This is a genomic window from Shimia aestuarii (assembly GCF_022814865.1).
Lineage (GTDB): Bacteria > Pseudomonadota > Alphaproteobacteria > Rhodobacterales > Rhodobacteraceae > Shimia > Shimia aestuarii_A.
The window spans coordinates 1-15,382 of record NZ_JAKVRD010000001.1; the positions used below are offsets into that span (position 1 = coordinate 1).

Sequence of the window (15,382 nt, forward strand, 5' to 3'; positions counted from 1 at the left end):
ATAGTCCGCCTTTCGGCTTAACGTGCGGAAAGAATTTTCTTAGATCAGTTATTACTTTTCGCCTACTTGCTTTCTTCTCGGCCAAAAACGTTATCTCAGCCAGCTCCAGATCCTTATCCAGTTCATACTTCTCGGCGAAATGCCCAACCAGTTCATTGACGCCTGGAGCTCCTGACGGGATAGACGCACCCGCTCCGAACAGAAGGACAGTTTTCTCTGGGTCAACCAGACTAATAAATTCATCCATCGAAACTGGCATGAGGGAGCTTTCACTTTTCAGTTCTTCTTACGCGCGAGGGTAAATGAACAAGATAACGGCTTGCGTCGCAAGCCTTGGGTACGAACACTACACTGAAATTTTCGTTTTCACCTCGGACAATGCGGTTCACTAAACCGTGGCTCTCAACGCTACGCGGCGGGATCGGCTTTGGCATCGAACCAGTCATTGGCGACAAGATACCTGAACGTCGGCTCAGGGCCGGAAGCAACAAAGCCACCTCGGTCCACCGTTGCGGGATTATAGACAAATATGATTTTTTGTCTGTAACGCTTTCCACGGCAATGCTGGCATCATTACGCCGCTCCTCCGGTGGATTGCTGACAAGAGCTCGAACCTAGGGGGGCACCCGAACTTTCTCTCCCTGTCGTTCCTCAATATCGGCACCCCGGGTCAACCTCGCCGCGCATATCAGCCCTCTCCCGTGTCGTTACGCGCCATACGTTCCCGCCAGGCCCCTAACAGCTCATCAAGCAGCAACAGGTCATCCAGTGGCCGATACCCTGGCAGGTCAATCTGAACGAATCCTGAAGGGGCTTCTTCCATCCCGAGGCTCTCGGCGATCGTCGCCTCATAGTCAGAGAAGGGTTGAGCCAGAACATACCATCGAGACGCCGTACGCGCCCAAGCTCGGTTGGCGTCAATCGCGACAAGCTGCGAGGTTGTGATCCAGCCCTCGGCCAGTGTTGGATGCCCCGAAGCCATCCCCCACAAGATTGGGGCGCCATGATGAGTGATATGCGGACGCCAGTAGTTCAGCACCGGTGCCTCGGCGAGGTCATGTTCCGAAGGGCCACCTTCGGCAGCGGTGATAGCGGTACGAATTTTCTGAGCCCAGAAGTGTCTATTGTTCATGGGGAACTCCAAAGTAAGATTGATTGTCTGATTGTGGGGTAAGCAGCATGGCCGTTCGGACGAGACGCCCCTCGGCCCCGCCGACCTTGTTCAGTGCAACAGAGGGCGGTTCATCGCTTGCTCGACAGCATCCAGCATCCGAATGACCGAGCGCAGGCTGACGTGGTGCGGAGTCCGGATGGCCTCGATAATCTCCTTGACCGCATCAACCGCATCCTGGGGAAGATCGCGACGCGTCCCATCCCGTTCCGCAAAGCCAATCAGGTGTTCTTGCGTCAAGGCGGCCAGTTCCGTGGGTGGACAGCGGCTCAGGAAAGGCGCCGACAGACCACGAAGGCTATTGGCTGTCAGGATCCAAGTAATCCAGGACATGTCGAAGCCGATGCGGAAGTACGGACATGACCAGTGGCGCGCGGTAGACCTCTCTAGGAGCGGTAGCAGACCCTCATCCAGGGAATAGCGCTGTCCGCCAGTCGACTGGACACCCCCAGCCTTCTCAATCTCGTCGATCACGATCACAGGGTTGGCAATTTGAGACGCCATGATCCCTTCCAGAACCTTTCCGGGGCTCGCCGAACCCCAGCCCCTCTGTGACCCCGTCACAGCAAACGAGGCAGGCTCCCCTGTGGCTTCGATGATTGTCGTTGGCACGGAGAGCAGATCCCCAAGCAGGCGGGCAAAGTGGCTCTTCCCGATCCCTGGTGGACCAACAAGAAGCATCGGTCTCAGACGGGGCGCAGGGTCGCCGTCGCGGACCGAAGCCCGCATATCCTGCCAGAGACGATCAGTGGCAGGTGCCATCCACGGCATGGCGGTATGAATAGCGCTGGCGATCTCGTCAGCGCGGTGCTCTGTCTCTACGGGCTGTATCTCTGCGCCATTGCGGAAGACCTCGAGCCGCGCACGATCTTTCCTGTCGAGATGCGCCAACCCGGATTGGTTCGCGACCGCGCGGAGGTATTTCTGTGTTCGGCGCTCTATCTTTGCGCGGTCCTCTTCCGACAAGCTCCACTCATCTGGAGGGTTTTCCATGTTCTCCTTGTACCGCCACAGGAAACGTTTCAGGCGCGTGTTGAGCTCGAATTCAGTTGGCAGGTTTTCGGGAGGGAACCTGACATCGGCAAACGGTATTCGGGGCATTGGGTATCCTCTCTGAGCCGGCGCGCCATTCGATTGGCGACCAGCATTCGGCAGCGCGGGGCTGCCAAGGGTTTCAGTAAAAGGATCCGGATCCTTGAGAACGTTATGAGAACATGTAGCTGCTCAGGTCAACCTCGCCCACCGCGGGCCAACCCAGAATGAAAGAACGCCGGCCCTTTCGGGCCGGCGTTCTTCATTTCAAGCAATATCAATAACTTAGCTTCCACTGGTCATTTTATACCCAACAAATGTCCGTTTTTTTGGCCGGAATGTCCCTCAATTGCCCGCCGAAACATCTCACAACAACAGCCCCAGGCAGGCCTAGCCGCATTTGGAGTGGCCACAGCTCGCACAGGTCATGCAGCCTTCAACCATCCGCATCTCGAACTGACCACAAGACGGGCAGGCCTTGCCGCGCGGGGCTTCGCCCACGGCCATAGCTTCGGTAGTGGGGTCTGCCTTGAGGCCAAGACCCTCGCCCTCGATAAAGCCGATGGCGATCATGTGGCGCTCGATCACGCCGCCGATCGCGGCAAGGATCGACGGGATGTATTTCCCTTCCATCCATGCACCGCCGCGCGGGTCGAACACGGCCTTGAGCTCTTCGACGACAAAAGACACATCCCCGCCGCGACGGAACACCGCCGAGATCATCCGCGTCAGCGCCAGCGTCCAGGCGTAATGCTCCATGTTCTTGGAATTGATGAAGACCTCGAACGGACGCCGATGACCATTGATGATCACATCATTCACAGTGAGGTAAATCGCGTGCTCACTATCGGGCCACTTGAGCTTATACGTGGCCCCTTCAAGCGCCTTGGGCCGCTCAAGCGGTTCCGCCATATAGATGACCTCGCCATCGGCGACGTGATCTTCGGGTTTCTCGCCCGGCGCACTTTCCGTCTTCTCCGACACGGCAAGCACCGACCCGGTAACGTCATTCGGACGATAAGTCGTGCAGCCCTTACAGCCGGTATCCCAAGCCTGCATGTAGACGTCTTTGAACGCCTCAAAGGAGATATCCTCAGGACAGTTGATGGTCTTGGAAATCGACGAGTCGATCCACGATTGCGCCGCCGCCTGCATCCGCACGTGATCGGCGGGCGACAGGGTCTGGGCGTTGACGAAATAGTCAGGAAGCGCCTTGTCCCCGAACTTGTCGCGCCACATCTGCACGGCGTAATCGACAACCTCTTCCTCGGTGCGGCTGCCGTCCTTCTGAAGCACCTTGCGCGTATAGGCATAGGCAAAGACCGGCTCGATCCCGCTCGAGACATTGCCCGCATAAAGGCTGATTGTGCCCGTCGGCGCGATAGACGTCAAAAGCGCATTGCGAATTCCATGTTCGGCAATTGCCGCCTTCACGTCTTCATCCATATGCGCGACAAGCCCGCCAGATACATATTTCTCTTTATCGAAAAGCGGGAACGCGCCCTTCTCCTTGGCAAGATCGACCGACGCCAAATAGGACGCCCGCGCGATCGCCTTCATCCATTTTTCCGTCTGCTCTGCCGCCTCTTCGCTGCCATAACGCAGGCCAAGCATCAAAAGCGCATCGGCAAGACCTGTCACGCCAAGCCCGATCCGGCGCTTGTTGCGCGCCTCTTCGGCCTGTTCCGGCAACGGGAAGCGCGAGGCGTCGACCACGTTGTCCATCATCCGCACCGCCAGCGCGACAAGCTCCGAAAGCTCCGCCTCATCAAGCGCGGCGGCGTCCTCGAACGGCTCTTTCACCAGCCGCGCAAGGTTGATCGAGCCAAGCAGACAGGCCCCATAGGGCGGCAGCGGCTGCTCGCCGCAAGGGTTCGTCGCCGCGATGGTCTCGCAATAGCTGAGGTTATTCATCTGGTTGATGCGGTCGATAAAGATCACGCCGGGCTCGGCATAATCATAGGTCGACTGCATGATCTTGTTCCAAAGATCGCGCGCATCCACCGTGTGATAGACCTTGTCCCCGAACTTGAGCTCCCACGGCCCATCCGCCTTCACGGCTTCCATGAAGGCGTCGGTGACAAGCACCGACATGTTGAACATCCGAAGCCGCGCCGGATCGGATTTCGCGGTGATGAATTGTTCGATATCCGGGTGATCACAGCGCATCGTCGCCATCATCGCCCCTCGGCGCGACCCGGCAGACATGATCGTGCGGCACATCGCGTCCCACACATCCATGAACGAAAGCGGCCCCGACGCATCCGCTGCCACGCCCATCACATCCGCGCCGCGCGGACGGATGGTCGAGAAATCATAACCGATCCCGCCCCCCTGCTGCATCGTCAGGGCGGCTTCCTTGAGCATGTCGAAGATACCCGCCATGCTGTCGGGGATCGTGCCCATCACGAAACAGTTGAAAAGCGTCACGGACCGTCCCGTTCCGGCCCCGGCGGTGATCCGTCCTGCGGGCAGGAATTTGAAATCCTCAAGCGCGCCGTAAAACTTCTCTTCCCAGCCTTTGGAATCGTCCTCGACCCGCGCCAGATCACGCGCGATTCGACGCCACGAATCCTCGACCGTCTTGTCGATTGCCGTCCCATCGGCCTCTTTGAAGCGGTATTTCATGTCCCAGATGGACTCGGCGATCGGGGCGGCAAAGCGGCTCATGCGGTGATTCCCTGTCGGTGCTGTTCGCGGAAGAGGTTCCCAGAGTAACCCGAACCACCCCCGCGACACAACGCTTTGAGGGGTGGAAAAATGCCCTGAAATGACAATTGAGGCACAACGCCTTGCCGCTGCTCGGAATTAACCTACTATATGAGGTTCATTCCACGAGAGCCGCTCCCAGTGACCAAGACCGTCAATCTCATCAAACTGTCCGTCGGCACAGAAAGCGTCGAAACCCTCGCCGCCTGGCAGGAAAGCCGCGCGGCCCAGACACCGGATGGCCTACCGCGGCACGTCACCCGCATGTGGCCCAAACGCGAGGCGGAATTGCTCAATGGCGGCTCGATCTATTGGGTGATCAAAGGGTCGATCCAGTGTCGGCAGAAGATTCGTCGCCTCGACGAGGTGATCGGCGCGGACGGTATCCGCCGCTGCGCCATTGTGCTCGAACCGGAATTGCACCGCACGGCCTCGGCCCTGCGCCGTCCGTTTCAAGGCTGGCGCTACCTCAAACCTGAGGATAGCCCGCGCGACCTGCCGCCAGGCCGGGATCAGGAAGACGCCCTCCCCGAAGATCTGAACCGCGCACTGGCCGAAATAGGCGTCCTTTAGGGCTAGAGCTCGCCTTCTGTCTCAATATGAATGACCGCGCCGCAATGCTTGCAATGCACCGCGTCCGCATCATGCAGGCTGAGCCCACAGGTCTTGCAAGTCTCCTTGACCTTTGGCGGACGAAACAGCACCTGCGCCAGCCGCAGGAAAAGCGTGACCCCGAAAATCATCACCCCGACCGAGAGCATCCGCCCGCCTGTGCCGCTTAGCGTGATGTCCCCGAACCCCGTCGTGGTAAGGGTCGTCACCGTGAAATAGAGCGCGTCGGCATAGTTGCGGATGTCCGGATTGACCTCGTGCTGAAGCGCATAGATCAGGCCCGTCATCACGAAAAGAAACACCGCGAGGTTGATCGCGGCAAGCACCACCTCTTCGTTGCGCCGGAAATAAGGGAAATCCGCCCGCAACCGATGCAGCAGTTGATAGGTATGCAGAAGGCGCAGTGTGCGCAGGATGCGCAGGAACCCAAGCCCCTCTCCCGCTATCGGCGCAATGAAGGAGACAATGGCAATGATATCGGTCCATGTCGCGACCCGCAGAAAGAACATCCCCTTCCGCCTCTCAATCGCCACCCGCACAAGGAAATCCGCAAGGATCACCACACCAAGCACGAGGTCGGTGATCTCGATGGCAGGCGTATGGGGAATGAAAGAGGTCACGATCACAAACAGGATCGTCAGGATATCAAAGATCAGAAGGGCATAGCGAAACCGATGCGATGCCGGGCCATGCCCCTCGTATAGCTCTTTGAGCCGCGCCAGCACGCCAGCCTCCTGCTTCTTTCCGCGCCAAGCCTAGCCCTGCGCTGCGGTCAACTGCAAGCCTAGCCGTCAACCCCGAGCTTCGCGACCAACGTCTCGAGCGCCGCCTTTTCCGCGTCATCGACCGGCGCCCTGCGGCTGCGCCAGAGGGTCGCCTGACTGCGGAGGATAAGGCCATCCGCAAGGATCTTCAGGTGGTTCGCCCGAAGCGTATCCCCCGTCGACGTGATATCCGCCACAGCTTCGGCGGTCAGGTTCTTGACCGTGCCTTCCGTCGCGCCTTGGCTGTCGACAAGCTGATAGTCCGCAACGCCATTGTCGCGCAGGAACTCCCGCACGAGCCGGTGATACTTCGTCGCGATCCGCACGCGGAACCCGTGTTCCGCCCGGAACGCCGCCGCCGCCGCGTCAAGATCGTCGAGCGTGTCCACATCGACCCAAATCTTTGGCACCGCAATGATCAGATCCGCCTGCCCGAACCCGAGCGGCTCGACCTCTTCGACCTGCTGGTCCCACTGGCCAAGCTTTTCGCGCACGAGGTCCGTGCCGGTGACGCCGAAATGGATGCGACCCGCAGCAAGTTCGCGCGGGATCTCCCCCGCCGACAACAGCACCAGTTCGACCCCCTCGACGCCTTCCACGGCCCCGGCATATTCCCGTTCCGATCCGGTCCGCGCGAGCGTCACGCCCCGCGCCCCGAACCAGTCGAATGTCTTTTCCATCAACCGCCCCTTGGACGGCACGCCAAGCTTGATCGTCATAGCACGCCCTCCAGTTGCAGCATCAGGCCCGGGCGGATCACCCCGCCCACAGCCGGGATTTCGCGCCCTTGGCCAAGCACACGGGTCAGCGCATCATACCGCCCGCCCGTCGCGACAGGCGGCATGTCATGCCGCCCCTCGGCGTAGAACCCAAAGACGAACCCATCATAGTATTCCATCTGGGTGCGCCCATAGCTCGTCTCGAACTCAAGCGCATCGACATCGACGCCGCGCGCGGCAAGCGCCTCCATCCGGTCCTTGATCCGGAACACGGCCTCTGTGATCGCGGGCATATCGACCGCGATATCGCGCAGGTGCTCGAGCGCGAAAGGCAGCGTCTCGCGCACGCCCAAAAGCGCCTCGAGCATCTCGACCTGTCCCGCCGACAAGGGCGGCGTCTCGGCGTCTTCGCGCAGCGCCTCGATCCGCGCCGCAATCTCCGCTTCCGAGCGCATCCCGATCATCGGCGCGTCAATCGCCATCGGATCAGTCTTGGCCAAGAGCGCAGATCGGCTCGCAGGTACAGGCGCACGGCCTGCAAAGCGTTCGATCAACGCCCGGAACCGACGCGGCCGCCAGATATGACGCATCAGCGCAGCCTTGCGCCGCGCGCTCGTCTCAAGCCCCTGCACCGCTGCCATGAGGACACCAATATCCCCTGTCGCCGCCCGAAGCCCCAAGGGCGCCACGACCGACTGGATCAGCGCGAAAACCTCCGCATCCGCCGCCGCCGGATTCTCGCGGTCAAAGACCTCATAGCCGACCTGCGTATACTCATTGTCCTTGCTGGCGTCGTCTTCCTGCCGCCGGAACACCTGCCCCGAATAGGTATAGCGCGCAGGCTCCGCGCCGTGCTCCATATGCATCTGCACAACAGGCACCGTGAAATCGGGCCGCAGCATCTGCTCGCCCCGAAGCGTGTCCGAGGTCACATAGGCGCGCCCCCGGATATCCTCACCATATAGGTCGAGAAGGACTTCGGCAGGCTGCAAGACATTGGTCTCGACCGGCTGCGCCCCTTCCGCCTCGAACATGGCGCGCAGCTCTGCCGCCCGCGCCCGGATTTTTCCCCGTGCCGGCATGTTAGCTGTCCTGCCCCGCAAGGATTTCGCGCACCTTCACCACAAGGTCGCCACGCGGCACCTCGAACTGGCTCGGGCGCTCTTTCCATTCCTCGAGCGTCGCGCTCTCGGCAATCTTCGCGCCAAGGATCAGGTCCTTGATCTGCACCTTGCCCGCATCGAACTCGTCCCCGCCCGCGATTACGGCCAAAGGCGAATTGCGCTTGTCCGCGTATTTGAGCTGGTTGCCAAAGTTCTTCGGGTTGCCAAGGTAAACCTCGGCGCGAATACCCGCATTACGAAGCTCTGCAACCATCGCCTGATACTCGGCCATCCGGGCGCGATCCATGACCGTGACAACCACAGGCCCCTGCACCGTCCCGCCGATCCGGCCCTTCTCGTGCAGCGCGGCCAGAAGGCGATCCACCCCGATCGACACACCCACGGCTGGCACTGCCTGCCCGGTAAACCGCGCCACGAGATCGTCATAGCGCCCCCCGCCCGCGACCGAGCCGAACTGCCGCTTGCGACCTTTCTCGTCAAAAATCTCGAAGGTGAGTTCTGCCTCGAACACCGGCCCGGTGTAATAGCCAAGCCCGCGCACCACCGAAGGATCAATCTCGATCCGGTCCGCGCCATAACCGCCCGCCTCAAGAAGCGCCGCGATCTGCTCCAACTCGGCAATGCCGTCCGCGCCGACCTTGGACTCGCCCACCGCCTCGCGCAGGTTGGCAAAGGTCTCATCCGCGGAATCCGCTTTAGAGGTCAGAAACGCCACAACCGGCGCCGCCTGTTCATCGCTGAGGCCCACGCCGTCGATAAAGGCTCCCGACGCATCAAGACGCCCCTTTCCGAGCAACTCGCGCACACCTGCCTCGCCAACCTTGTCGAACTTGTCGATAGTGCGCAGAACTGCATCCTTGCGGTCCTGATCGTCGCCAAGGCCCATGGCCTCAAGCACCCCGTTCAAAACCTTCCGGTTGTTCACCCGAACGATGTAGTCGCCACGCGGAATACCCACCGCCTCGAGCGTATCCGACAGCATCGCGCAAATCTCCGCATCCGCCGCCATGCTCGCCGTGCCCACGGTATCCGCATCACACTGATAGAACTGGCGGAACCGCCCCGGCCCCGGCTTCTCATTGCGCCAGACCGGGCCCATCGCATAGCGCCGATACGGCGTCGGCAACTCATTACGATGCTGCGCATAGACCCGCGCCAACGGCGCCGTCAGATCATAGCGCAGCGCCATCCAGTCGCCTTTGTCGTTCTCGTCAAATTCCTGCCACGCAAAGACGCCCTCGTTGGGCCGGTCCACATCCGGCAGGAACTTGCCAAGCGCCTCGACGGTCTCGACAGCACTCGATTCCAACGCATCAAACCCGTAATGATGATAGACCCCCGCGATCTTCTGCAGCATCTCTGCACGTTCGGTCACCTCGGCGCCGAAATAGTCGCGGAACCCCTTGGGCGTGATCGCCTTGGGGCGGGGGGCTTTCTTCACTTTGGCCATGTCGCATGGTCCCTTCGGTTTGCAGTCGCCCCGCCTTTACCCAATGGACCGCACGGGGGCAAGCAAACCCTCTGTAACAGGGGGGCTAGATATCCCCGAAATCGCCGCCCCGACCCTTGCCCGAGGCAAACCGCGCCGCACCCGCCGCGCCCTCGGCGGCAAAGGCCGCGAACGAGGCCCACTCGCGACGGATCAAACTCGCCAATGCTGCGCCATCCATCCGGCCCGAGGCGAAATCCGCCCGCATGCAGGCTTGCGGAAACCGCACCAGCCCCTCGGCAATCTCTTTCGCCGCCGCCAGCGCCCCGCCTTCCGGCACAACCCGGTCGGAAAGCCCCATCCGGTAGGCCTCTTCCGCCCCCACGGGCCGCCCGGTGAGGATCAGGTCATTGGCCCGCCCCTGCCCGAGGATTCTCGGCAAGCGCACGGTGCCGCCGTCGATCAACGGCACGCCCCACCGGCGACAGAAAACCCCGAATGTCGCGCTTTCGCTCGCCACCCGCATGTCGCACCACGCCGCCAACTCGATCCCGCCGGCAACCGCATAGCCCTCGACCGCCGCGATGACGGGCTTCGTCAGCATAAGCCGCGATGGCCCCATTGGCCCCGGAATCGGCTCTGCCGCCGCATCCTGCCAGCCTTCCGGGATATCCACCTGCGCCAGCCAGGCCGCACCGCCCTCTCCCGCCGCCGCCTTAAGATCGTAGCCCGCACAGAAATGCCCGCCCGCTCCCGTCAGGATCGCCACATCCACGGTCTCATCTGCCTCAAAGGCACAAAACGCCTCAAAAAGCGCCCGCGCCACCTCCGGGTTGACCGCGTTGCGCGCCTCTGGCCGCTGGATCGTCACGATCCGCACCCGGCCTTCTGTCTCGACTGAAATGCTCATGATGTCTCCTCCCTCACCAACCGCAGCACCCCGCCCCGTTCCGGTCAAGACAGACGCCGCGTCGCTTGACCCCGACGCGCAAGCGGCCTATCGCAAGAGGCATGGAAGACCTCGAAGCCCAGATCGCCCACCTGACCCGCACCGTCGATGACCTCTCCGAGATCATCGCCCGTCAGGATGCAGAAATCGCCGTGCTGACTCGCCGGGTGCACATGCTCATGGAGCGCGAAGCCACCCGCGAATCCGAAGGCACCGGCGGCGTGGTCCTCGGCGACGAACGCCCACCGCATTACTGACGCCCAATTCTTCCTCTTGCCAGAAATATCCCGGGGGGGTTGGGGGGCTGGCCCCCCAATGAGGAGTGATTGGTTTGGGGGCAGCGCCCCCAATTCAAATGGGCTTGAGAACGCCCCCTCAATACTCCTCGACCGCCATCACCCCATCGAGCGATTTGATCGCGCCCTTGATCTGCGGGTTGACCGGAAATTCCCGGCCGGTGTCGATCTCGACCTCGCCGGGCAGGTCCGCGCTCATCAGACAAAAGAGCACCGGCCCCTTCGCCCCCGCCTTCACGGTCTCCGCGGCCTGCTGCAGCACATTGGCCACCGGCCCGACGGCCTCGGCATCCTCGAGGAACACCTTCAAGCCCGCACTACCCGCATCGGCAACCACTGCATCAATCGGCGCAATCGAGCGCGCCAGCAATTTCAACTGCTCCGACTCAAGCGTCGCCTCCGCCGTCACAACAACCTTGGATCCGGTTTCGAGATACTCCCGGCTCTTCTCGAGCGTGTCTGAGAAGATCGTCACCTCATAGGCCCCGGTCGGGTCGCTCAATTGCGCAAAGGCGAACCGGTTGCCCTTCATAGACTTACGCTCTTGCCGCCCAGACACCCGCCCGGCGAGCTTGACGACGCATGGCCCGCCCTTGGCCTGCTCGGCCACCTCGTCAAGCGTCAGAACCTTCTTGCGCTTGAGCGCAGGCATGTAATCCTCGAGCGGATGGCCAGACAGGAAGAAGCCAATCGCCTTCGCCTCCTCGTCAAGCCGCTCCGCCGGGAGCCAATCGCCCACCGGCGAAAGCCGCGGCTCCGGCAGGTCGTCCCCCGCCTCACCAAAGAGCGAGACCTGGTTGGAGGCTTTTTGCTCATGGATCGCCGCCGAGTAATTCACCAAGGAATCGAGGCTCTCGAGAACCCGCCGCCGGTTCGCGTCCAACTCGTCAAACGCCCCCGAGCGCGCCAGCATCTCCAAGGGGCGCTTACCCACCCGCTTCAAATCCACCCGGCGCGCAAAATCATAAAGCGTCGCAAAGGGCTTCTCCACGCCCTCGACCTTGCGCCCCTCGGTCACAAGCCGCATCGCCTCGACGCCGACATTCTTCAACGCGCCCAGCGCATAGACGAGCGCCCCGTCGACAACCTTGAACATCGCATCCGAACGATTGACACAAGGCGGCACGAAAGGCAGCGCCAGCGCCTTCTTCACCTCTTCGAAATACACGGCGAGCTTGTCGGTCAGATGAATATCGCAGTTCATCACGCCTGCCATGAACTCAACCGGATGGTTCGCCTTGAGCCATGCGGTCTGATAGGACACCACCGCATAGGCCGCCGCGTGCGATTTGTTGAAACCGTAGTTGGCGAATTTCTCGAGAAGGTCGAACACCTCTGAGGCCTTTGCCTTGTCGACCCCGTTCTCCGCCGCGCCGGTCTCAAACTTCGGGCGCTCGGCGTCCATCGCCTCCTTGATCTTCTTGCCCATCGCACGACGCAGCAGGTCCGCACCGCCAAGCGTGTAGTTCGCCATGACCTGCGCAATCTGCATCACCTGCTCCTGATAGACGATGATGCCCTGCGTCTCTTCGAGGATATGGTCGATCAAGGGATGCACCGAGGTGATCTCCTTCAGACCGTTCTTCACCTCGCAATAGGTCGGGATATTCTCCATCGGACCCGGACGATAAAGCGCCACAAGCGCAACAATATCCTCGATACAGGTCGGCTTCATCCGCTTCAGGGCGTCCATCATGCCCGAGCTTTCAACCTGGAACACAGCGACGGTCTTGGCCGAGGCGTAAAGCTTGTAAGTCGCCTCATCATCAAGCGGGATGGCGTTGATCTGGTTCTCCGCCCCGTCCGCCGGTTCATAAAGCTGCGTGCCATCCGCCGCGACATGCAAGTCACGCCCCGACGCGTGAATCTGCTCGATCGCATTCTGGATCACGGTGAGCGTCTTCAGGCCAAGGAAGTCGAACTTCACGAGCCCCGCCTGCTCGACCCATTTCATGTTGAACTGCGTCGCGGGCATGTCTGACCGCGGGTCTTGGTACAAGGGCACGAGATGATCCAAGGGCCGATCCCCGATCACAACCCCCGCCGCGTGGGTCGACGCATTGCGCAAAAGGCCCTCGACCTGCTGACCATAGGTCAAAAGGAGATCAACAACCTCTTCCTCGCGCGCCGCCTCGCGCAAACGCGGCTCTTCCTTGAGCGAATCCGCGATCGACATCGGCTTGACCCCCTCGACCGGGATCAGCTTCGAGAGGCGGTCCACCTGCCCATAGGGCATCTGCAACACCCGCCCGATATCGCGCACCGCCGCTTTCGACAAAAGCGCACCAAAGGTGATGATCTGGCCCACCTTGTCGCGGCCATATTTCTCCTGCACGTAACGGATCACCTCTTCGCGCCGGTCCATGCAAAAGTCGATGTCAAAGTCCGGCATCGAAACACGTTCCGGGTTGAGGAAGCGTTCGAACAGAAGCGAATAGCGCAGCGGATCAAGGTCGGTAATCGTCAGCGCATAGGCCACGAGCGAGCCCGCGCCAGAGCCCCGCCCCGGCCCGACCGGGATATCGTGGTCCTTGGCCCATTGGATAAAGTCCGCAACGATAAGAAAGTAGCCGGGGAACCCCATCCCCTCGATAATCCCAAGCTCGAAATCGAGCCGTTCCTGGTATTTCTCGACACTGACCGCATGTGGGATCACGGCAAGCCGCGCCTGAAGTCCCTCATTCGCCATCCGCCGCAATTCCGCGACCTCGTCATCGGCGAATTTCGGCAGGATCGGATCGCGCCGATAGGCCATAAAAGCACAGCGCTTGGCGATCTCGACCGTGTTCTCGATCGCTTCCGGCAGGTCCGCAAAAAGCGTGACCATCTCTTCCTGGCTCTTGAAATAATGCTGCGGCGTGAGGCGGCGACGCCCCTCCTGCTGATCGACATAAGCCCCGTCCGCGATACAGATCAGCGCATCATGTGCCTCATACATATCGCTCTTGGGGAAATAGACGTCGTTGGTCGCCACCAGCGGGATCGCCATCTCATAGGCCATCTCGATGAACCAGCGTTCCGTGGCGCGTTCCGGCTCCGGCAACCCGCCCTCGCCCGGATGGCGCTGCAACTCGATATAGAGCCCATCGCCATAAATCTCGTGAAACCGCCGCATGAGCGCATCGGCCTCGTCCCATTTGCCCGCCTGCATCAGCCGCCCGACAGGCCCGTCCGCCCCACCGGTCAAACAGATCAGTCCCGCGCCATGCACCGCCAGCTCGTCCATGCTGACCTGCGGCAACTGCCCGCCCTTGTCCACATAGAGACAGGAGGAAAGCTTCATCAGGTTCTCATACCCGACCTCATTCTGCGCCAATAGGACAATCGGCGCCGGCTTGGCGATCTGACCCCGCCCATTGTTCGGCACCTCGTCTTCCGGTGGCGTCACATCGACCTGACAACCGATGATCGGCTGCACCCCGGCCCCGCTCGCCGTGACGGAGAACTCCAACGCCGCGAAAAGGCTGTTGGTGTCGGTGATCGCCACCGCGGGCATGTTCATATCGGCGCACATGCCGGGAAGTTTCTTGACCCGAACCGCCCCCTCGAGAAGGGAGTATTCGGTATGCACGCGGAGATGGATGAATCGGGGATCGCTCGTCATCCCGCAAGGCTACCCGAGCGCGCCGCCCTTTGGAATGGGCCAAACGCCCTGCTCTTCCTCTTGCCGGAAATATCCCGGGGTGAATTGGCCGCCTTCAGGCGGCCAAGAGGGGCTGGCCCCTCCCCCCCTCTCAGTGACGCAGGTGGCAGGCGTTGATCTCACCGCGCCAATAGGGCTCATAGCCATCCGGATAATCATACCCGACCTCGCCCCGCGCCGGAATGCGCCGCCCCCCGATCCAACGATACTCCGAAAACCGCCCGCGCCAATCGCGCAAGCGGCTTTCGCCATCAGGGTCGCGCACCGGGCGACCCTTGGCCGTCATCTCGACAATATCGCCCGCTCCATCGAACCGGAACTCGACCGCCACCTCGCCAAGGCTGACCCGCACGCGCTGCGCCTCGATCTGGTTCCAGATCAGCGCCCCGTTCTCGAGGATCGCATCCGGCACCCACGGGAGCTCTGCGAGATAGCGCATCGCCTCGCCCCGATCGATATCCGCGCCCTTCGCCCGCACCACCGGGATCGCCCCAAGGAGATTGACCCAAAGTCGCCCTTCGCCCCACACATAGGCATCCAGCACGAGGATTTTCGCCAGCGGCCTCCAAAGCTGCTGACCCGCTTTCCAGACAAAGCCCGGCTCGCGCACGCAAATCCATTGCCACGCCCAAAGCCGGGTCCAGCGCCCCCGCCGCTCAAGCCGCATCTCGACCGATTGTCCAAGCTCGACCCGACGCACCCGCGGCCCCCGGCCCGCCCCGTTGCGGCGCGCAAAATCCCGCACGATGCGTGGCATTGGTGCCTGCTGAACCGGGCCGTCCGCCTTGCTCATCTCGCCCGCACACCAGTTCGCGGCCCGCTCGAACAGGAAGCGCCCCAAAATCAAGCCCGCAACCACCAGAAAGAGGGCGAACACAAGCAGCCAAGCCCAGAGGTTCATTGAAACACCTTCAGGTTTTTCCAAATAATAATG

General features: G+C 61.5%; 13 protein-coding genes. 2 read left to right on the forward strand and 11 right to left on the reverse strand.

The window, feature by feature from the left end:
* The 4 genes from MK745_RS00005 to MK745_RS00020 form a co-directional block, all read right to left on the reverse strand.
* Nucleotides 1-247: hypothetical protein (locus tag MK745_RS00005; RefSeq protein ID WP_243611220.1), on the reverse strand; the 247-nt coding region annotated here is incomplete at its 3' end.
* A 441-nt stretch (nucleotides 248-688) separates the two neighbouring features.
* Entirely contained in the window at nucleotides 689-1,132 is a 444-nt protein-coding gene (locus MK745_RS00010; protein ID WP_243611221.1) for a DUF6634 family protein, read from the reverse strand.
* Between the two features lie 90 nt (nucleotides 1,133-1,222).
* Nucleotides 1,223-2,272: an AAA family ATPase gene (locus MK745_RS00015; protein WP_243611222.1), complete on the reverse strand. Its 1,050-nt coding sequence runs from the start codon at nucleotides 2,270-2,272 to the stop codon at nucleotides 1,223-1,225.
* Nucleotides 2,273-2,593: 321 nt separating this feature from the next.
* Nucleotides 2,594-4,873 (reverse strand): adenosylcobalamin-dependent ribonucleoside-diphosphate reductase, encoded by a 2,280-nt coding sequence (locus MK745_RS00020; protein ID WP_243611223.1) that lies wholly within the window; start codon nucleotides 4,871-4,873, stop codon nucleotides 2,594-2,596.
* 180 nt (nucleotides 4,874-5,053) lie between these two features.
* Between MK745_RS00020 and MK745_RS00025 the strand changes: the two genes are divergently transcribed.
* Entirely contained in the window at nucleotides 5,054-5,485 is a 432-nt protein-coding gene (locus MK745_RS00025; protein ID WP_243611224.1) for a DUF1489 family protein, read from the forward strand.
* A gap of 2 nt (nucleotides 5,486-5,487) precedes the next feature.
* Here the strand turns inward: MK745_RS00025 and MK745_RS00030 are convergent, their stop codons facing one another.
* The 5 genes from MK745_RS00030 to MK745_RS00050 form a co-directional block, all read right to left on the reverse strand.
* Nucleotides 5,488-6,249, reverse strand: coding sequence for an ion channel (locus MK745_RS00030; protein ID WP_243611225.1), 762 nt, complete (start codon nucleotides 6,247-6,249; stop codon nucleotides 5,488-5,490).
* Nucleotides 6,250-6,308: 59 nt separating this feature from the next.
* On the reverse strand, nucleotides 6,309-7,007 hold the full coding sequence (gene hisG / locus MK745_RS00035; protein ID WP_243611226.1) for an ATP phosphoribosyltransferase: 699 nt from the start codon (nucleotides 7,005-7,007) through the stop codon (nucleotides 6,309-6,311).
* Complete coding sequence (locus tag MK745_RS00040) at nucleotides 7,004-8,089, reverse strand: ATP phosphoribosyltransferase regulatory subunit (protein WP_243611227.1); 1,086 nt, start codon at nucleotides 8,087-8,089, stop codon at nucleotides 7,004-7,006. Before MK745_RS00040 ends, hisG begins: the two co-directional genes overlap by 4 nt.
* A 1-nt stretch (nucleotide 8,090) precedes the next feature.
* Nucleotides 8,091-9,581 carry a histidine--tRNA ligase gene (hisS, locus tag MK745_RS00045; protein ID WP_243611228.1) on the reverse strand — a complete coding sequence of 497 codons (1,491 nt, stop codon included), beginning with the start codon at nucleotides 9,579-9,581 and terminating at the stop codon, nucleotides 8,091-8,093.
* Between the two features lie 85 nt (nucleotides 9,582-9,666).
* Nucleotides 9,667-10,470, reverse strand: coding sequence for a crotonase/enoyl-CoA hydratase family protein (locus MK745_RS00050; RefSeq protein WP_243611229.1), 804 nt, complete (start codon nucleotides 10,468-10,470; stop codon nucleotides 9,667-9,669).
* A gap of 101 nt (nucleotides 10,471-10,571) precedes the next feature.
* On the opposite strand from MK745_RS00050, the gene MK745_RS00055 reads away from it, so the two are divergent.
* A complete protein-coding gene (locus MK745_RS00055; RefSeq protein ID WP_243611230.1) occupies nucleotides 10,572-10,766 on the forward strand; it encodes a SlyX family protein in 195 nt (64 codons plus the stop codon).
* 118 nt (nucleotides 10,767-10,884) lie between these two features.
* On the opposite strand, the gene dnaE is transcribed toward MK745_RS00055, so the two are convergent.
* Entirely contained in the window at nucleotides 10,885-14,409 is a 3,525-nt protein-coding gene (dnaE, locus tag MK745_RS00060) for a DNA polymerase III subunit alpha (RefSeq protein ID WP_243611231.1), read from the reverse strand.
* Between the two features lie 130 nt (nucleotides 14,410-14,539).
* Nucleotides 14,540-15,349 (reverse strand): DUF6544 family protein, encoded by an 810-nt coding sequence (locus tag MK745_RS00065; protein WP_243611232.1) that lies wholly within the window; start codon nucleotides 15,347-15,349, stop codon nucleotides 14,540-14,542.
* Nucleotides 15,350-15,382 lie beyond the last annotated feature (33 nt).